General features: G+C 38.3%; 23 protein-coding genes. All 23 read right to left on the reverse strand.

The features are described from left to right. Positions 1–83 precede the first annotated feature (83 nt). On the reverse strand, positions 84–971 hold the full coding sequence (gene htpX, locus GA0061074_RS04695) for a zinc metalloprotease HtpX (RefSeq protein ID WP_092462355.1): 888 nt from the start codon (positions 969–971) through the stop codon (positions 84–86). Between the two features lie 14 nt (positions 972–985). Next, a complete protein-coding gene (locus GA0061074_RS04700; protein WP_092462357.1) occupies positions 986–1,555 on the reverse strand; it encodes a LemA family protein in 570 nt (189 codons plus the stop codon). A 154-nt stretch (positions 1,556–1,709) separates the two neighbouring features. Next, a complete protein-coding gene (locus GA0061074_RS04705; RefSeq protein ID WP_092462359.1) occupies positions 1,710–3,434 on the reverse strand; it encodes a phospho-sugar mutase in 1,725 nt (574 codons plus the stop codon). A 75-nt stretch (positions 3,435–3,509) separates the two neighbouring features. Continuing rightward, positions 3,510–4,217: a ribose-5-phosphate isomerase RpiA gene (rpiA, locus tag GA0061074_RS04710; RefSeq protein ID WP_092462361.1), complete on the reverse strand. Its 708-nt coding sequence runs from the start codon at positions 4,215–4,217 to the stop codon at positions 3,510–3,512. A gap of 103 nt (positions 4,218–4,320) precedes the next feature. After that, positions 4,321–5,106, reverse strand: a complete 786-nt coding sequence (gene accA / locus GA0061074_RS09290) for a carboxyltransferase subunit alpha (RefSeq protein WP_092462363.1) — start codon at positions 5,104–5,106, stop codon at positions 4,321–4,323. A 2-nt stretch (positions 5,107–5,108) separates the two neighbouring features. After that, complete coding sequence (gene accD, locus GA0061074_RS09295) at positions 5,109–5,954, reverse strand: acetyl-CoA carboxylase, carboxyltransferase subunit beta (RefSeq protein WP_092462365.1); 846 nt, start codon at positions 5,952–5,954, stop codon at positions 5,109–5,111. A gap of 10 nt (positions 5,955–5,964) precedes the next feature. Beyond that, positions 5,965–7,341 carry an acetyl-CoA carboxylase biotin carboxylase subunit gene (gene accC / locus GA0061074_RS04725; protein ID WP_092462367.1) on the reverse strand — a complete coding sequence of 459 codons (1,377 nt, stop codon included), beginning with the start codon at positions 7,339–7,341 and terminating at the stop codon, positions 5,965–5,967. Position 7,342: 1 nt separating this feature from the next. Further along, positions 7,343–7,774, reverse strand: coding sequence for a 3-hydroxyacyl-ACP dehydratase FabZ (gene fabZ, locus GA0061074_RS04730; protein ID WP_092462369.1), 432 nt, complete (start codon positions 7,772–7,774; stop codon positions 7,343–7,345). Positions 7,775–7,786: 12 nt separating this feature from the next. Next, positions 7,787–8,251 carry an acetyl-CoA carboxylase biotin carboxyl carrier protein gene (gene accB / locus GA0061074_RS04735; protein ID WP_092462371.1) on the reverse strand — a complete coding sequence of 155 codons (465 nt, stop codon included), beginning with the start codon at positions 8,249–8,251 and terminating at the stop codon, positions 7,787–7,789. Beyond that, positions 8,251–9,486 carry a beta-ketoacyl-ACP synthase II gene (gene fabF / locus GA0061074_RS04740; RefSeq protein WP_092462373.1) on the reverse strand — a complete coding sequence of 412 codons (1,236 nt, stop codon included), beginning with the start codon at positions 9,484–9,486 and terminating at the stop codon, positions 8,251–8,253. The genes accB and fabF overlap by 1 nt, the downstream gene beginning before the upstream one ends. A gap of 90 nt (positions 9,487–9,576) precedes the next feature. Next, complete coding sequence (locus GA0061074_RS04745) at positions 9,577–10,299, reverse strand: 3-oxoacyl-ACP reductase family protein (protein ID WP_092462375.1); 723 nt, start codon at positions 10,297–10,299, stop codon at positions 9,577–9,579. Positions 10,300–10,310: 11 nt separating this feature from the next. Continuing rightward, complete coding sequence (locus GA0061074_RS04750) at positions 10,311–11,243, reverse strand: ACP S-malonyltransferase (protein WP_092462377.1); 933 nt, start codon at positions 11,241–11,243, stop codon at positions 10,311–10,313. Between the two features lie 16 nt (positions 11,244–11,259). Then, entirely contained in the window at positions 11,260–12,207 is a 948-nt protein-coding gene (locus tag GA0061074_RS04755; protein WP_092462379.1) for a DUF561 domain-containing protein, read from the reverse strand. A 30-nt stretch (positions 12,208–12,237) separates the two neighbouring features. Then, on the reverse strand, positions 12,238–12,477 hold the full coding sequence (locus GA0061074_RS04760) for an acyl carrier protein (RefSeq protein ID WP_092462381.1): 240 nt from the start codon (positions 12,475–12,477) through the stop codon (positions 12,238–12,240). A 42-nt stretch (positions 12,478–12,519) separates the two neighbouring features. Continuing rightward, on the reverse strand, positions 12,520–13,491 hold the full coding sequence (locus tag GA0061074_RS04765; RefSeq protein ID WP_092462383.1) for a beta-ketoacyl-ACP synthase III: 972 nt from the start codon (positions 13,489–13,491) through the stop codon (positions 12,520–12,522). 11 nt (positions 13,492–13,502) lie between these two features. Next, on the reverse strand, positions 13,503–13,961 hold the full coding sequence (locus tag GA0061074_RS04770; protein ID WP_092462385.1) for a MarR family winged helix-turn-helix transcriptional regulator: 459 nt from the start codon (positions 13,959–13,961) through the stop codon (positions 13,503–13,505). 2 nt (positions 13,962–13,963) lie between these two features. Then, positions 13,964–14,425: a 3-hydroxyacyl-ACP dehydratase FabZ gene (fabZ, locus tag GA0061074_RS04775; RefSeq protein WP_092462387.1), complete on the reverse strand. Its 462-nt coding sequence runs from the start codon at positions 14,423–14,425 to the stop codon at positions 13,964–13,966. 165 nt (positions 14,426–14,590) lie between these two features. Continuing rightward, positions 14,591–14,830, reverse strand: a complete 240-nt coding sequence (locus GA0061074_RS04780; protein WP_092462389.1) for a CsbD family protein — start codon at positions 14,828–14,830, stop codon at positions 14,591–14,593. A 119-nt stretch (positions 14,831–14,949) separates the two neighbouring features. After that, the gene (locus GA0061074_RS04785) at positions 14,950–15,738 is read right to left on the reverse strand and encodes an alpha/beta fold hydrolase (RefSeq protein ID WP_092462391.1); all 789 of its coding nucleotides are present in this window, start codon (positions 15,736–15,738) and stop codon (positions 14,950–14,952) included. After that, positions 15,738–16,586, reverse strand: coding sequence for a triphosphoribosyl-dephospho-CoA synthase CitG (gene citG, locus GA0061074_RS09185; protein ID WP_167550166.1), 849 nt, complete (start codon positions 16,584–16,586; stop codon positions 15,738–15,740). Before citG ends, GA0061074_RS04785 begins: the two co-directional genes overlap by 1 nt. Further along, positions 16,579–17,133 carry a citrate lyase holo-[acyl-carrier protein] synthase gene (citX, locus tag GA0061074_RS09190; RefSeq protein ID WP_167550167.1) on the reverse strand — a complete coding sequence of 185 codons (555 nt, stop codon included), beginning with the start codon at positions 17,131–17,133 and terminating at the stop codon, positions 16,579–16,581. Before citX ends, citG begins: the two co-directional genes overlap by 8 nt. Positions 17,134–17,260: 127 nt before the next feature. After that, entirely contained in the window at positions 17,261–18,313 is a 1,053-nt protein-coding gene (gene citC, locus GA0061074_RS04795; protein ID WP_240005860.1) for a [citrate (pro-3S)-lyase] ligase, read from the reverse strand. Positions 18,314–18,560: 247 nt separating this feature from the next. Then, positions 18,561–19,856 (reverse strand): adenylosuccinate lyase, encoded by a 1,296-nt coding sequence (purB, locus tag GA0061074_RS04800; protein ID WP_092462394.1) that lies wholly within the window; start codon positions 19,854–19,856, stop codon positions 18,561–18,563. Positions 19,857–19,890: the final 34 nt, after the last annotated feature.

The raw sequence follows: 19,890 nt of genomic DNA on the forward strand, positions 1-19,890 counted from the left end.
GACCAACAATCATTTTATTGTATCATAGCCGACCGCAAACAAAAACACTTAACTATCAATTAATAGCTAAGTGTCTTAAAAATTTACATTTTTTCTAACGCCGCAATCCGTTCTGACATCGGCGGATGCGTTGAAAATAAATTAGTTAATTTTTTTGTTTGTAAGGGATTTGAAATATATAGTGCTGCACTTTCAGGTGATACATTTTCATCTGACATTGGCTCGCTATTAGAAATCTTATTCAACGCCTGAATTAGACCTTGTGGGTTTCGGGTTAATTCAACTGCACCAGCATCCGCCAAAAACTCACGATTTCTAGAGATGGCGAGTTGTACTAACGTTGCTGCTATTGGTGCCAAAACTAGCACTAAAATAGATGCAATCATTGCAATTATATTCCCCTCTTTATCGTTATTACGACGATTACCACCAAAATACCAGAAATGCGTTCCAAAATTAGCTAGCATTGCAATTGCTGATGTCATCGCAACAGCAATCGTCTGTAGGCGAATATCATAGTTACGAACGTGGGTCATTTCGTGAGCCATAACTCCCTCTAACTCTTCACGTGTTAACACCGATAAAATACCAGAGGTTGCCGCAACTGCCGCATGTTCTGGATCATTACCCGTTGCAAACGCATTAGGGCTTGGATCGTCAATAATAAATACTCGTGGCATTGGTACATTTGCTACTAAGGCCATATCTTCGACAATGTGCCATAAATCAGGTGCTTGATCCGCATTAGTTATTTCTTGCGCATGATTCATACTCATGACAACATCAGTTGACTGACTAAACATGTAACCCGCGTAAACAATTCCTGTAATCAGCGCTATCACAACACCTGGAATCCATGCACTTAACAAATAATAACCCAATGCAGCACCAACAACTCCCATGAACAAAAAGAAACCAACAAATAACACAATCGTTTTGCGCTTATTTTTTGCAATTTGTTCAAATAACATCGTTATTTACCTCTTTATAGTCCATTTTCATCAAATGATACTTTAGTAACCTCACGCTCTTCAGCTGGTGTCTCTAAGAATTCACTTGGCTTAAAGCTGTGTACCTTAGCCACCAAATTAGTTGGGAAAGATTGTAGCTTTGTATTATAGTTAGCAGTTGTTGTATTAAACAATTGACGAGAATAAGCAATTTTATTTTCAGTATTGCTTAGTTCTTCCATCAATTTATTATATTGATTTGACGCCCTTAAATCAGGATAAGACTCCGCTACAGCGAAAATAGACTTTAACCCATTTGTTAGTTGGTCAGACAATTCCATTGTTTTTTGGTGATCATTTGTTGGTGTCTGCGTAATTGCATTACGTAAACCAACCACCTTCTCTAAAGTTCCCTGTTCAAACTTAGCTGAACCCTTTACCGTTTCAACTAAATTGGGAATTAAATCATTACGTCGCTTTAATTGTACGTCAATTTGGCTCCATGATTCTTGTGTCCGCATACGTGCTTGCACAAGCCCATTATAAATTCCTATCCATAACAGAATTATAACTACTATTACACCGAAAATAATCCATCCAATCATCGCTTTCTCCTATCTTAATACTAGTTTTAAATCACTATTTTATTTAAGTACATTGTACCATGTATAAAAAAAGACATGAAATTTAATTTTTTCTATTCATAAAAAGCCGAAACATTTCTGCTTCGGCTTTTTTGATTATTTAACTGATTGGTATTTACTTAACGTATTCTGCAAGAGATGCTTGAATCGCCGCTAATTTTTGATCAGCAACTTTCTGTGTTTCACCCTTAGTACCAACATATAGCTTAATCTTTGGCTCGGTACCCGAAGGACGAACAGCTACCCACGAACCATCAGCCAACCAATACTTCAACACATTCGCCTTTGGTAAGGTCAACGTTGTTTCAACACCAGTTTGTGTATCTGTTTGTACTTGTAGCGCAAAATCGGCCACTTCAGTAACTGTAACATCGCCCAAAGCCACTGGTTGTTCAGAACGGAACTTTGCCATCAAATCAGCAATCTTATCGGCACCATCAATTCCTTTGAAGGTCAACGATTGTGTATTTTCAACAAAGTATCCATACTCATTAAACAAATCTTGCAAACCGTCATATAAAGTCTTACCTAATGACTTGTAGTATGCTGCTACTTCTGCCAACAAAACAGTTGCTTGAATTGAATCTTTATCACGGGCAAATGACTTAACCAAGTATCCATACGATTCTTCAAAACCAAACAAGAAAGTATGCTCATGGGTTTCTTCATAACTTTGAATTTGTTCAGCGATATACTTGAACCCTGTTAGTACATTGATTGTTTCAATGTTAAAGCTTTTAGCAATATCAGCAGCAAATTCTGAAGACACAATCGACTTTACCAACACACCATTAGCTGGTAAAGTACCAGCAGCCTTCTTGGCTGTTAACAAGTAATTTAACAACAAAGCACCAATCTGGTTTCCTGTTAATAGTTGGTAATCACCTGATGGTAAGCGGACAGCTGTTCCCATACGATCAGCATCGGGATCAACACCAATAACAACATCAGCCCCTTGCTCTTTTGCCAAGGCAATACCCATAGCTAATGCATCAGGGTCTTCGGGGTTTGGTAACTTTACCGTTGGAAAATCACCATCGGGCTTTTCCTGCTCAGGAACAATTGTGACATTTTTAAATCCCGCATTAGCTAAAGCTTGGCCAGCGATTAAAGCACCCGTTCCATGCAATGGTGAATAAACAAGTTTCATATCACTACCAACTTTATTCACCAAATCTTGGTCAACTGTGACATTTTTGACCTCAGCTAAGTAAGCATCATCAACATCCTTACCGATCGTTACTAACAAGCCGGCTGCTTCTAATTCTGCTTGTGGTTTAACCGGTACAGTAAACATATCTGCTTCACGAATTGATGCCGTAATAATATCTGATTCCTTTGGTGGCATTTGACCACCATCTTCACCATAAATTTTGTAACCGTTGTATTCTTTTGGATTATGTGATGCTGTAATCATAATACCAGCATAGGCATTAAAATGACGTACCGTAAATGATAACTCCGGTGTTGGGCGTAGTGATTCGAAAACATAAGCCTTAATACCATGTGCACCAAGAACTTTTGCTGATTCAAAAGCAAACTCTTGTGAAAAATGACGTGAATCATATGAAATTGCAACCCCACGTTGCTTCACATCATCAGACAAAGAATCCATCAAACTAGCTAACCCTTCAGTTGCTTGACGCACCGTATAAATATTCATACGGTTAATACCAGCCCCTAGCAGACCACGCATACCAGCAGTTCCAAATGATAGTGGTTGATAGAAAGCATCCTCAGCTTGCTTGTCATCATTAGCTAATGCGGCCATCTCTGTTTGTAAATATTCTGGCAAATCCGTGCGTTCTGCCCATACTTGATAGTTTTCTTGCCAAGTCATCTTAATCGTATCTCCTTTATTACTTTCATATTCCCCAACATAACTAAGTTTAATTGTACCATAGGATGATTGTATTTAATTATCGAACAATTTATCAGGATGTTTAGTAATTATTTTTAGTTGCTCACCACCAATAATCACCTCATCAACAATATTTAAAAACAAACCATGTTCAACAACACCAACGGTTTGCTCTAAAAAGTAAGCCAAACTTTTTGGATGATTAATTCGTTCTAATGTTAAATCAATAATGTAATTACCGGCATCAGTTGTTAACCGTTCACCAGTTTCAGTACGCCGAAACAACGGTTGTAAATCCGCTTCATCAAATCGTTTAAACAGTTGATGACTACCATAAGGAACAACTTCAACTGGTAACGGGAACTGACCTATAACGTCATGATATTTAGATTCATCAATAATCCACACATTTTTATGCGCGTTTAAAGCAACAATCTTTTCAAATAATAACGCTGCACCGCCACCTTTAATACCATTAAAGGCACTATCAACTTCATCAGCCCCATCAATTGTTAAATCAATATAAGGCACCTCGTCAACTGATGACAGTTTAATTCCCAAAGCTTTTGCCAATGATGATGTTTTGGATGATGTCGTTACACCAATAATATCTAAACCTTCAATATTAATTCGTTGCGCCAATGCTTCAATAAAAAAACGAACTGTTGACCCCGTTCCTAAACCAACAACCATGTTATCTTCAATTAAACTAGCCGCATATTCCCCTGCTTGCTTTTTATATAGTGTCTGTTTGTCTGCCATTGCACGTTCTCCTAATAGACCTCTAATACTGTAATTTTAAAGCTAAATGGACTAAAAAGATACAAAAAAAGCTGAGGTAGTAATCCTACCTCAGCTTTTTAGATTAAAATTTTCTAAAACGTGCTCGACGTTGTGCCAACAATTTTTCAGCAGGCATATCCGCCAATTTAACAATCTCTTCATCCAACTTAGCGCGGATTAATGAGAATACACGTGAATGTGAACGACTTTCTGGCACAATATATTCAATAATATGTTTAGCTAATAAGTCGTTAGGCGTTAAGCCCATAACTTCTGCTGCTTCATCATGGCGTTTAGCATCTTTCCAAAGAATTGATGCAAAACCTTCTGGTGAAAGCACTGAATAAGTTGAATTTTGGAACATCCAAACTTGGTCAGTTGTTGCTAATGCCAACGCACCACCAGATCCTCCTTCACCATAAATAATGGCAATCATTGGAACTGGTAACTTCAAACTTTCAAGAATGCTCTGTGCAATTGCGTCACCTTGACCTTGGTCCTCAGCTGTTTTACCAGGAAAAGCACCAGGAGTATTAATGAATGTAATGATTGGACGGCCAAATTTAGCCGCCTGCTTCATTAAACGTTCCGCTTTACGATAACCGTAAGGCTCTGGCGAACCATTACGCTTAGCAAGCTTATCCTTAATATCGACCCCTTTATCAATCGCAATAACCGTCACAGGACGTCCATTTAAGTTAGCTAGCCCACCAATAACACTTTCATCATCGCCGGCATACCGATCACCATGTAACTCAAAGAAATCAGTAAAAATACCATTAATAATTTCACGCGCCATAAAACGATCTTCACGTGATCGCTTTACAATTTGTACAGGCGTCAACTCACGTCTAAATAAATTTACCATGATTAACGTCCTCCCTGTGGTTGGTGAAACTTAACCAATTGTGACAAAACATGTGTTAAATCTTTACGTTGCACAACGGCATCAATAAAGCCATTTTCTAGCACTGTTTCAGCACGCTGGAAATCCTTAGGTACCTTTTCATGAATTGTCTGTTCGATAACACGCTTACCAGCAAATCCAACTAATGCATGTGGTTCTGCTAATGTAACATCCCCTTGCATAGCAAACGAAGCAGTCACACCACCAGTTGTTGGGTCAGTCAAAACAACAAAGTATGGTAACTTTGCTTCTTGATGAGCCGCCACGGCACCTGAAACCTTAGCCATTTGCATTAGTGAATCAATACCTTCTTGCATACGGGCACCACCAGAAGCCGTAAAGAGCACAACTGGTAGCTTTTGACTCGTTGCTTTTTCAAACAACTTCGTAATCTTCTCACCGGTTACGGTTCCTAAAGAACCCATCATAAAGTAAGAATCCATAATCCCTAATGCCACAGTTTCATCATCCAATACGGCTTTTCCAGTCAAAACAGCCTCTTTTAAATTGGTTTGTGACTTAGCACGAGCCAACTTATCAGCATAACCAGGAAAATCAGGATCAGCTAATGTTAAATCAGCATCCCATTCTTCAAAAGAATCCGTCATTAAATGTACACGTTCATATGCTTGCAAACGGAACCCATAACCACACTTAGGACATACACGTTCTTTTCCTAACTGCTTAGAGTATAGTTGTTCACCACAATAAGGACATGCCAAAAATAAACCATCTGGTATTTGATCATCAATATGCGCATCTTTTTTGATTTTGGGTAGTTTGACATTCGCATGACTAAATAAATCCATCTCTTGCCTCCTACTTGTCAGCTGTTAATGTTTTTTGCCAAGCTGGTAAAAAGTCATGTTCTAGATATTGCGTTGTGAACAAACCTTCAGCAACACCAGCGTCATTTAACAAGGCTTCTTGGAAAGCGGCATTAGTGTTAACACCATCGATGACCAATTCATCCAAAACACGCTTCATCTTAACAACCGCTTCATCACGATTGTTACCATGCACTAACAATTTTCCAATCATTGAATCATAGAATGGTTGAATAATATCACCAGAATAAATTGCTGAATCAATTCGAATACCAGGACCACCAGTTGGTAAGAATACAAACTTCACCTTTCCAGCACTTGGCGCAAAGCCACGTTCTGGTTGTTCAGCATTTAGACGAACTTCAATAGCATGACCACTAACTTTAACGTCAGATTGTTGCATAGTTAAAGTTTCACCCGCTGCCACTTGAATTTGCATCTTAATTAAATCAACATTTGTGACCATTTCCGTTACTGGGTGCTCAACTTGAATACGTGTATTCATTTCCATAAAGTAGAAATTACCATCATGGTCTTCCAAGAATTCAAGCGTTCCAGTATTTTCATAATCCAAAGCATTAACAGCTCGTGTTGCAATACCACCTAATTCATCACGCATTGCTTGCGTAACGCCAACGGCTGGACTTTCTTCCATAACCTTTTGGTTGTTACGTTGTAATGAACAATTACGTTCTGGGAAGTAAATAACATTACCTTGTTGATCACGAATAATTTGCATTTCGATATGACGTACATTTGTCATAACTTTTTCTACATACATGTGACCATCACCAAAGGCGGCTTTGGCCTCATGTTGTGCATCATCAAATTTATCCGCTAATTCATCTTCAGCGTACACAAAGCGCATACCTTTACCACCACCACCAGCGGCAGCTTTTAATAGTAGAGGATATCCGATGCGTTCACCAATTTTTTGAGCCTCGCCGGCATTATGAATAAAGCCTTCAGAACCTGGAATAACTGGCACACCAGCTTCACGCATAGATTCACGCGCATTAGCCTTGTTACCCATTAATTCCAAAACCTTAGGACTTGGACCAATCCATTTAATACCAACTGCTCCAACCATCTCAGCAAAGGCTTCATTTTCTGATAAGAAACCATAACCAGGATGGATTGCTTCGGCACCAGTCAAAAGTGCAGCACTTAAAATATTTTTCATATTTAAGTAACTATCTTTTGATCTAGGACCACCTACAGCAATTGCCTCATCAGCTAGTCGCACATGTAGGCTATCCGCATCTGCTGAAGAATAGATGGCAACAGACTTGATGCCCATCTCCTTCAACGTTCGAATAATACGAACCGCGATTTCACCACGATTTGCCACTAAAACTTTTTTGAACATATTAATCTCCAACTATAAACGTTAAGTCGGCTGTCGTGACACGCTTGCCATTGACATAAGCCGTTCCTTTACCTTCTCCAATTGGGCCACGCAAACGTGTTAGTTTCACTTCCAAACGTAATTGGTCACCAGGGCGAACCATCTTACGGAAACGTGCCTTCTTAATACCACCAAAGTAAGCAGTCTTACCCTTATACTCAGGCATTGAAAGCAATACAACAGCACCTGTTTGTGCTAAGGCTTCAATCGTTAAGTTACCAGGGAAAGTTGGGTCACCAGGAAAATGTCCTTGGAAAATTTCTTCGTTAACTGAGACATTCTTGATAGCAACAGCACTTTCACCAGGAACTAGTTCCTCAACTGTATCCAACATCAACATTGGGTAACGATGAGGTAAAATTTCTTGAATTTGTTGTGTATTCAATACTGACATTTCAAATTCTCCTTATGCATCAGGTTGGATACGGAACAAAGCGTGTCCGTAATCAACAACATCTTCCTCTTCAACCAAGATTTCCTTAACAGTTCCAGAAACCTCACTCTTAACAGGAGTCATTAACTTCATTGCTTCAATAATCGCAACTTGTTCACCAACACTAACGTGATCACCAACTTCTTTAAAGGCCGGTGCATCTGGCTTTGGCTTTAGGTAAACCGTTCCAACCAATGATGCTTCAATTAAGACACTGTTATCAGTACCCAAATCAGCCGTTCCTTCAGCCGTCTTTGACTCCGCTACAGCTGGTTGTGCTGCTGGCACAACTGACTGTGGTGCAGCTACAACTGGTTGTGACATCTCATTCTTACTCAAATGTAAATTGAAATCTTCCGCTTGTAATGAAAACTCACGTAGCGAACTATTTTCTAAATCTTGCATCAAAGTTCGAATTTCATCTAATTGCAAATCCATTAATTCTCGCTCCACTTCTTAAAAATAACAACTGCATTATGACCACCAAAACCGTAGTTAGCTGATAGTACATAATTTGGTGCCACATGCTTGTTTTCATCGTTAACAAGTGTAACACCCAAAGTTTCAGGGTCTTGCTCAGTTAAACCAACGTTAACTGGCAATTGCTCACGAACAATTGCACCAATAGCAGCAATTGCTTCAATGGCACCAGCGGCTCCTAACAAGTGACCAGTCATACCCTTAGTTGATGAAACTAAGACACCGTTCTTACCAAAGACCAATTCCATTGCCTTTGATTCAGCAGCATCGTTAGCACCTGTAGCAGTTCCGTGAGCATTAACATAGTCAATATCACTAGCTTGGATACCAGCATCTTCCAATGCCAACTTAACTGATCCAGCAGGTCCTGATCCATCAGGAGTAGGACTTGTTAGGTGGTAAGCATCAGAATTTGAACCATAACCAACCACTTCGGCGATAATTTCTGCACCACGTGCTTGTGCATGTTCTAGTGATTCTAAAATAAGAACCCCTGAACCTTCACCCATGACGAATCCATGACGGTTAACATCAAATGGCGTTGAAGCTTTTAGTGGATCAGGTTCATTTGACAAAGCTGTCAAAGCAGCGAATCCTGAAATTCCCATTTCGTTAACAGAAGCTTCAGCACCACCGGTAATCATAACGTCCATCTTACCAGATTGAATACGCCAGAATGCTTCACCAATCGCATTAGTAGCACTTGCACAAGCGGTTGAAACAGTGTAGTTAACCCCTTTTGCACCATAGCGCATTGAAACGTTACCTGAAACCATATTTGGGATAGCATTTGGTACGAACATTGGACTAACGCGTTGTGGTCCTTTGTCATGCATCTTAATAACTTGTTGCTCGATAGTCGTCAAACCACCGATACCTGTTCCCATAATTACACCAAAACGGTCAGGATTATCAACACCGTCAGCTAATCCTGCTTGTTCAAGCGCTTCACCAGCGGCATGAACGGCGTATTGTGAAAACAAATCCATCTTACGTGACTCACGCTTACCTACACGGGCAGCTGGATCAAAGTCTTTAACTTCACCAGCAACAGTAATACCCGTTTCAGTTGCATCGAATTTTGTAATTGGTGCAATACCAACTTCACTGTTAAAAATACCGTTCCAAAAATCTTCAGTACTATTTCCAACAGGGGTAACAGCCCCTAAACCTGTAATAACAACTCGTGTCATCTTGTTCTCCTTTATTTGTTAGCATCGCTATACGTATGAAAAAAGTAAGTAAAATATAAAATAAGTGCAGACCATACGTAAAAGGTCGCTTTAAATATATAAACCACCGTCAACTGTAATCGTTTGACCTGTGATGTAATCGTTTTGAGCCAAGAAAACAGCTGTATTTGCAATTTCAGTTGCTTCACCAAAACGGTTCAATGGTATTGCTTCCAACACTTGATCCTTTACCTTGTCAGATAAAGCATTTGTCATATCAGATACAATCATACCTGGCGCAATTGCGTTAACACGAATACCACGCATTGCACCCTCTTTAGCTAATGTTTTTGTCAAACCAACAATACCGGCCTTTGAAGCTGCATAGTTAGCTTGACCAACATTCCCCATTAACCCAACAACAGATGCAATGTTAATAATTTGACCTGTTCTTGCACGTAACATCTTTTTAAAGATTGGTTGGGTAACATTAAATGTGCCATTTAAATTCGTGTTTACAACCTGTGCAAAATCGGCTGGTTTCATACCCATAGCTAATTTATCATTGACAATACCAGCATTGTTAACAAGAATATCGATGCCCTTAACTTCAGCAAATAAACCATCTAATGCTTCTTTAACACTAGCCTCATCTGCAATATCTGCCGTAATTGCCATTGTATTCTCACTAAATTCAGCTAGCACTTCTGGCTTAGGTGCTGAACGTCCATGCAAAATCACATTTGCACCGGCAGCATCAAAAGCATGCGCCATTGCTAAACCAATACCACGAGTAGAACCCGTTACTAACACTGTTTTTCCTTCGAGATTCATTACTTCGTCCCCTATTCTGTTGCTGCTAGCATTTCACGTACTTCTTGATACGTTTTAAAGTTAGTTACTTTATAACGCTTAACATCTTTACCCACAATTTTACGAGCAAACTTGTATAATGTATCGCTTGGTCCAAATTCGATCAAAGTATCAACTCCATCATCCACCATTGCTTGTAATGCTTGCGCAAAATAAGTTGGTGAGACAATTTGGTCCAACAACGTTGCTTTAACATCCGTAAATTTTTGACCTGTTGTATTTGAATAAACATCAAATGACATTGGCGCAAATTCTTCATCTGCTAAACGATCAGTTAACTTATCAGCAGCTGATGACATCAAAGGCGTGTGGAATGGTCCTGAGACAGGCAACTCCACCATGCGAGCAACACCGGCATCGGTCAAAGCTTGCATCGCCTCATTAACATCAGCTTCAACTCCACCAATAACCAATTGGTTAAAAGTGTTGTAATTAGCTGGATAAACTCTTTTACCATTTGCTTGCAATGTCTCAACAGTCTTAACAACCAAATCTTGATCATCAGTCATAACAGCAACCATCTTACCAGGATTTTCATCACCGGCCTTTTGCATATACGCACCACGATCTTTAATAATTCGCATTGCTTGATCAAAATCTAAAACATCAGCAGCAACTAGTGCACTATACTCACCCAAGCTTAGTCCAAGCGTTGCTTGAGGCTTTGGCATAACATCAGCTAATGACCGATAAATTGCCGTACTCATAGCCAAGATAGCTGGTTGCGTATATTGCGTTTGCTTAACATTATCTTCATCATTAACAATGGTAGACATAATGTCATAACCCAACACCTTGCTGGCTTCATCAATGGTTTCTTTATAAGCAGGTACTTGCTCATACAAATCAGCACCCATGCCAACTTTTTGAGCTCCTTGACCGCTCATTAAAATTCCAAGTTTCATATGTCCTCCAAAATGATTAATTCAAAAGTTTTTCTGCTTGTGCCCAAGTATCCTCTAAAATAGCGGAAACTGGCTTTAATTCAGTAATCAATCCTGAAATTTGACCAGCCATGAAAGCACCCGTCGTCTTATCACCATCTTTAACGGCACGACGTAGTGATCCATTTTCCAAATCTTCAATAGCATCGGCATCTGGCTTAGGCTTTTGAATTTCAATACGTTCTTGCTTAACAAAGTTCTTTGACATCTTTGTTTTCAAAACACGTGCACGGTTACCCATGATTTCACCAGTAACCAATGTATCAATATCCTTAGCCTTAACAACTGCATTCTTAAAGTTTTCATGCACTTCTGATTCTTCAGATGCTAGGAAACGAGTTCCCATTTGAACACCTGAAGCACCCAACATAAATGCAGCAGCAACACCACGGCCATCTCCGATACCACCAGCAGCAATAACGGGAATATTAACAGCATCGACTACTTGTGGTACCAAAGTCATGGTTGTTAGGCTACCAATATGTCCACCTGATTCCATACCTTCGGCAACCACAGCATCAACACCTTTTTTCTCCATCATTTTAGCTAAACCAACTGATGGTACAACTGGAATGACCAAGATATCGTGACTGTGTAATTCTTCAATAAATGGTGATGGATCACCCGCACCAGTTGCAACGACTTTAACGCCTTCTTCAATGATGACATCAAATACTTCACGAATGTGTCGTGATAGCAACATAACGTTAACACCAAAAGGCTTGTCAGTTACTTCTCGAGCGCGGTGGATTTCTTCACGGACTTTATCAGCTTTCCAATATCCTGTACCAATAATACCTAGCCCGCCGGCTTCAGAAACGGATCCAGCCAAGTGACCCGTACCAGCCCAAGCCATTCCACCTTGGATAATAGGATATTTCATGCCCAACTTTTCAAAAAGTGGATTATTTAGCTCAAAGCTCATAATATCGTCCCTTCTAACTAACAGTTTTTCTTAAGCGTTTACTTGTTCTGCTACCTTGTTAACCAAGTCTTGAACTGTTACAACTTCTTCAGCAACAGCTAGCTTAATATCAAATTCATCTTCAACACGGTTCAAAACTTCGAACAAGTCTAATGAATCAGCATCAATATCTTCGCTCATGTTAGTTGTCAACTTAATTTCGCCATCTTCCAAATCAAATTGGTCAACCAAGATTTCGCTTACTTTGTTAAAAATTTCTGTTTCAGTCATGTTATTATCCTCTTTTTTCTGTTTTTAAATTTTTGTTATTAATTATAATTGAATGATTAATGCACCAGCAGTTAATCCACCACCGAAACCAGCAAGGGCAACTTTTTGTCCAGCATGAACGACACCTTCTTGGCGTAGTTCATCTAACAAAATCCCAATACTTGCGGCACTTGTATTACCATAATTGACGACATTAATCGGAAACTTTTCGATCGGTTGCCCAAATCGTTTTGCAATGCTTGCAATAATGCGCGCATTAGCTTGATGCAATAAATAAACATCAATATCATCAGCAGTTAAGTCAGCTTTTTCTAAAGCTTCCGACAGAACTGCTGGTACTTGGCGTGTCGCAAAATTATAAACTTCACGACCGTTCATATGAAAGTAGGGATCAGCTGATGACAGTTCACCAGTAAAATGATTGCTATTACGTTGATGACCAGCTGTCAAAAACTCTGACTGAGCGCCATACGTCTTTAATGACTCAGCTAGTAAACCAACTTGCTCTGGGGTTTTTTCTAACAAAACCCCAGATGCGCCATCCCCAAACAAAACTGCTGTTGATCGATCTTCCCAATCAACTAGCTTGCTTAGCACTTCGGCACCAATCACTAGCCCACGTTGATATTTTGTTGCCAGCAAAGCACTTGCCATACTAATTGTATAAACAAAGCCTGAACATGCTGCAGATAAATCCCAAGCAAATGCATTAACTGCTCCGATATTACCTTGTACTTGTTGTGCAACACTCGGCGTTAAATTATCTGGTGACATCGTACCAACAATAATAAAATCAAGTTGTTCTGCAGTTATCCCAGATTTTAACAATAATTTATTAGCAACACTTGTTGCCAAATCACTCGTATTCTCATTATCCACAATATGCCGTTGATGAATACCAGTACGTGGATAAATCCAATCATCAGAAGTATCCATAAATGTCGCTAATTCATCATTTGTTACGACTCGTTGTGGTACCGTGTGGGCAGACTCAACAATTGTAAATTGTTCCATATCGTCCTCAATTAAAACTGTATTAGCTCATGAAGGTATTCCTGCAAATTCCCAATTGCTTTTTCAACTACCGGGGCATCGCTTTTTTCTAATGAATCAAATAAAGAATGCGTCATACCACGATGAAAAGCCTCATGAGCTCGAAAAACAGTACGACCTTTATGGGTCAAACCAATTCTTACCACTCGGCGATCTTTCGTATCACGATTACGGACAACATAACCCTTCTTTTCAAGCTTATCAATAACACTCGTCATAGCACTTGGTGTCAAGTGCATCATTTGAGCCAATTGAGAAGCTGTACGAGTTTCGTACATCGTAATCGCAACAATCGTGTGCATGTCTTTAATCGAGATATCCTTAAAGCGTGACTTGCGAAGAGAAGCTTCCTCAATCCACATCACGTTATTGAACACATCTACTAATGTTTCATTCATTTCTTCAAAAGAATTCTCTCCATGTGCACTCATACTTATTTCTCCGCATTATTAGCTGACTTTTCTTCAGGTGAAACGACAAACATTAGTTCAGCACTCGTTGCCAACTTATCGTCAACCGTTGCCTTAACCTTTACCGTTCCCATGTTTTCACGTAAGTTACCAAACTCAACATGCAACTTTAAAACATCACCTGGCTTAACCATGTGCTTGAATTTAGCGTTGTCAATTCCTGTCATATAAGCTGTTTTACCAACAAATTGTGGAGATGACAAAATCAAAATTGAAGCAGCTTGTGCCAATGATTCAATAATCAAAACACCTGGCATTACCGGATTACCTGGAAAATGACCTTGGAAAAATTGTTCATTAATTGTTACATTTTTTGTTGCAACCAATGATTCTCCAGGAGTCATTTCATCAACGTAATCCATATATAAGATAGGATAGCGATTTGGAATTAAATCCATAATCTCTGTCGTAGATAGAACTGCCACAGTTGTTCTCCTTCCAAAATTTATTTCGAACATCGAAATATTCGATATTCAAATCTTATTGCTTTTTGCCTTAATTGTCAAATTATTAGCCGGACACCCCGCCTTAATTAGTGGCAAAATAAAAAAACCATATCGATTTAATCAATATGGTTTTCAATTAATAAATTACTTATCAAACTTTGACTTTAGATCATCAACTGCATCTTCAGCCTTTTCTTTCAAATCTTCTGCAGCATCTTCGACCTTATCTTTAGCGTCACCAAATGCACCACGAGCCTTACCAGCTAATCCTTGAGCCTTACCTTTTGTTTCAAGTTGCTCATTATCAGTTGCAGCACCTGCAACCTCTTTAGCCTTACCTGAAGCCTCGTCTACTTTACCTTTTAAATCATCTTCAATTGCCATAATTAAAATTCCCCCTATTAAGATACCTTCATGTTAACTAATATTTATTAACAATGCAAATGATAAACATTATTTTTTAAATTAATATTAAAAATGCGTCAAATATCATACTTTTAAGCTTATTTAATAAAATCTAGTAATATTTGGTTAAATTCATTAGGAGACTCAATATGTGGCATATGGCCCACACCTTTAAATTCATATGTTTTACCATAGTTATTATTCGTCAACGCCACACAGCGCTTACCATGTTCTGATGACCACATCGGCGAGGCACCACCAGTTAAAAATAATTGCGGCTTATTAATATTCATCAGAACATCACACCAATCTTGTGATAAATGATTAATTAATAATTTTAGATTACGTTCGTAATTAAAAGTATGAGCCTGATGTGCTAATGCAATTTGTTTACGAGTTGTCGTGGCAACCTGTTTCTTAGTCATTTGTATTTCTGTAACCGCCTGCGCCTTTAAAGACAAATTCTGCCAATCTAAATCTAAAGCACCGAATGGCCAATAATCAGTATTTAACGCTTTAGGTGACTGATCAACAGTGATTATATGTGACACTAATTGACTACCCCACAAAGACAAATACGCCCAAATAACGCTTGCCCCCATCGAATGACCAACCAAAATAACATTTTGTAACTGCAAGAAATTAATTAAATTAGCTAAATCTTGCCCCAATCGTGCAATTCTTAGTCCCTTCATCGTTTGCGCCGATTCCCCATGGTTGCGATGATCCAACGTAATCACACGATATCCAGCTGCTACAAAATATTCTTTTTGGACGCACCACTCCTCTTTAACACCTGAGTAACCGGCTAAAAATATAATTGGTTGCCCTTCGTTCATGCTATCGGTATAACTTAAGAAAACACCATCACTTGTTTTAAATTTCATTATAAAATGCCTTCTAATAATGCACAGTAAATCGTTAAAATAAGTAAGTCAGCCGAACCACCTAAGCTTAAGTTTCTTTCTATAAATAAGCTATCCAATTGTTCTAAATATAATTCACCAGCTCCTGTTTTACTTCCCCCTAGAGAAAAGAAAAAATCTACTTTATCTTGCACCCAAGTCAGAACATCTACACTGCCGGCTCGCTTTATTAAATTAGAATCTTCAGAATTTTTTACAATTACCATCAACGTATTTAATAACCTTTGGTTACGCGTACCTGTGCTACGACGTAAATAAGGTAGTGCAATTTTCGTAACCGTTGGATACCCTGCTGCTGCCTCTGATCTAATACCACCTTTACCATAATTTAAAAACTGTTTTTCACCAGCTGTTAAAGTTTCTTTCTCTGATAGATGTGTAAAATCATCTTTTAACAGATTTGCTAGCATCTTAGTCACAATATCCATTAAGACTGACGTATCATATACCATTTCTTTACGATTTAAATATCCTGTTGCCGCTACCAAAATGCCTAAAGAAAATATGGCACCTTTATGGGTATTAACATTATTTGTCGCTGCAAACATCTGTTTTTCTGCTTCAATGCCTAATGGTCTGATTTGATTAAATAAATTTGTTAAATCATGACCTTCGAAGTTAGTCGCCTGTTCATAAACATTTCTAAAATATGGTTGCAAAGCAATCGTACTATCGATAAAGGTAAAAACATCCATATCTTTATGCGCACCAACACTTGCTGGATCAACTAGTCCTGGCTTTGGTGTAACTGAAACTTCATATAATAGTGATTGCAATGCCATATCTACAATTTGTTGTTTATTATGCATATTCATTTACCTCAAAATATTCATTGCATAATGTGTTAATCGCCGATTTCATTGTGTTAATATCATGTTTTTGCGACCGCGCACATACTTTTGCCGGTTGGTCGCAAACAAAACATTTTCTTGGATCAAATCCTAAATCTGTTCGTGACAATTGCTTGTCCTTCCCATCACCGCCCATGACATCTACATCAAACAATCGTCCTGCCCTAAAATTAATTTCAAATTTTATAGCCTGTTGTTTAACTGTATTAACATCATCATCGATTACAATAAACCCTTCTGGTCCTGTAAGACGATCAACATAAACCATATCAGTAATCACCTGTTGTTCTGCATAATTGGCAATTAATTTTTTCCAACCTGCTTGAAACAGACAAGTGATATACCGATTACTTTTAATTTTTCCTGGAACATTTAATTTCACTGCCACAATAACTTTATTAGTATATTTTGCAATTAGTTCTCTTTGTTGATCAACACGCCATTCTTTATTGTTCAACACATCCATCAATGTCACTGGTGTTCCTTCATTAAAAATATCAACCATATGTTCCAACTCCCTATATATGTATTGGCAAGTCATGATTTAAAAATCATGACTTGCCGGTTAAACAGTACTTTAAAATAATCTTTATACAATAGATACTTTTTGAGTACTACCAATCGACATTTTATTAATTACCATTAATATTTTGTCCTTCTTTAATACGATCTTGTAATACCGCCATATGTTCTTTGATAAAATTCAAGGTTGTTTCTGGTACTACACTGGCAATCGCTTGTATTTGATTTGTTTTAATAAATTGTCTTACTGATGTCGCTGAAATTACCTTGCCATCATCACGCTCCTTACGAGGTACAATACATACTTGAATCTCATCACCTAATTCACGTTGCAATGTCTGATTATACATACTTGTTGTATGCGACAATGGTTCACTACCTAAATAGCGTCGTGTAATATTGAATTCTGGCGCAATGACTGACTTAAATAAGCGCGCATCTAATTCTGTTTGATACACAATCACGTCATCGGCAGATTGAATAAAATAAGCTGGGAAAGTTGCATAACTAACCATATAATCACCGCCATTTACTACAATGACATTTTCTAAATCAGATACACCATCAGAAATCAGCTTAATTCGTTCTGTAGTTGTAAATAAAGAGGCATCTTGATTTACCGCAAAAACATACACAAAATCATTTTCATTGGCGGCTTTTTCAATTAAATATCGATGTCCTAAGGTAAACGGATTAGCATTCATCACAATTCCTGCAATTTGTTTATCCTTTAAATCCACAACATGGGGTATATTAGCTAAATAATCATCAATATTTGGACGCCCCTTTTCCAACAATACGCCCTGTGCGGTACCAGCTAATTTTTTGAAACCTACATGTTCAAAACTAGTCTCATATTTTGGCTTTGTAAAAACAAAAATATGATAAACGCCACGCTGGGCCATTCGATTTGTTAATTCGGTCAAAATAGCATTAAATCTAGCACCATTTGTGACTCCTTTTTCGCAAGCTGCCACATATTTAATAACATGCCCAGCAATTGATCCAGTTGCAACCAATTTTTCGTCATTATAAATGCCAACTGTTTCATCAATTGTGGCTACTTCATTTTCACTAAAACCTGTTATACCGCGATCAATTAAAAAACTTTGCCACTTTTTTCGAACAGTTGGATTTGTTAAATATAAGTCTTGCACTTGCATTGATAAACCTCCCAGAATACCTGTATATAGGAACGTTTTAAAAATCATAATAATCTATTTCGTCAACATTTATAATTGTAACGCTGTTTTTTAAAAAATAAAATATATTTTTTACTTTTTTAAAAAGACGACGGGCGTTTTTAAAATAATTAAACATACTTTAAAATTCACAAAAAAAGCCGAATAAAACAAATTATCATAAAAATTGTCTCACTCAGCCTTATATTTATAATTTTAATTTACATTATTAAAGCAAGCCTAATCGCTTATAGATATCATCAACATGCTTTAAATGCCAGTGGTAATCAAATGCATCATCAATTTGTTCAGTGGTCAAATTATTGGTAATCGTTTCATCTGCATCAACCAAGTCACGGAATTGCAATTGCTTGTCCCATGATTGTGCTGTTAATGGTTGTACAGTATCATAAGCTGCCTCACGTGACATACCCGCATCAACTAATTTAAGTAATAGACGTTGTGAATAAATTAAACCGTATGTGCGTGTCATATTTTGCTTCATTGTTTCAGGGAATACTTGCAAATTCTTTAAGATATTTGTCATACGGTGCAACATGTAATCAACAACCGTCGTACCATCAACCAAAATAATGCGTTCTGCACTTGAATGAGAAATATCACGTTCATGCCATAGTGTCACATTTTCTAACGCCGTCACTGAATAGCCACGCAAAACACGTGATAATCCGACAATGTTTTCTGAACCAATTGGGTTACGCTTGTGGGGCATCGCTGATGATCCTTTTTGACCACCACGGAATCCCTCTTCTACCTCGTGAATTTCAGAACGTTGCAAACTACGGATTTCAGTTGCCATTTCTTCCAAATTTGACCCAATAATTGCCAACGTTGTCATGTAATCTGCATGTAAATCACGTGGTAGAATTTGTGAACCAATTGGTTGTGGTGTTAATCCTAGTTCCTTCATTGCAACTTCTTCAACTTGTGGTGGAATATTTGCAAATGTTCCCACAGCCCCCGATAGCTTACCAGTTTCAATAGCCTTAGCGACATTATCAAATCGCTCAATGTTACGTACCGCTGCTTGGTAAAAACGTGCCATCTTTAATCCAAACGTTGTTGGTTCTGCTTGAACACCGTGTGTACGACCCATCATAACTGTATCTTTATACTTTAAAGCCATTTCTGCCAATGTATCTTTCAACGTTTGCAAATCAGCCTTAATAACTTCATTAGCTTGTCGTAAACGTAATGCTTGCGCAGTATCAACAACATCAGTGGACGTCAAACCATAATGAATCCACTTTCGTTCTTCGCCCAATGACTCAGAAACATTTCTAGTAAAAGCAACAACATCGTGACGTGTTGTCGCCTCAATTTCAGCAATTCGATCAACGTCGAACTTTGCATTTTGACGAATAGCTGCTAGGTCTTCTGCTGGAACATGCCCAACTGATACCCAACCTGCTGTAGCTGCGATTTCAACATCCAACCAAGATTGGTATTGATTTTCAAGCGACCAAATACGTCCCATTTCAGGACGAGTATAACGATCAATCATCTTTTAATTCCCCTTAATGTTTTTCAAAAACGCG

The sequence above is a fragment of the Weissella bombi genome (genome assembly GCF_900094835.1).
Taxonomy (GTDB): domain Bacteria; phylum Bacillota; class Bacilli; order Lactobacillales; family Lactobacillaceae; genus Weissella; species Weissella bombi.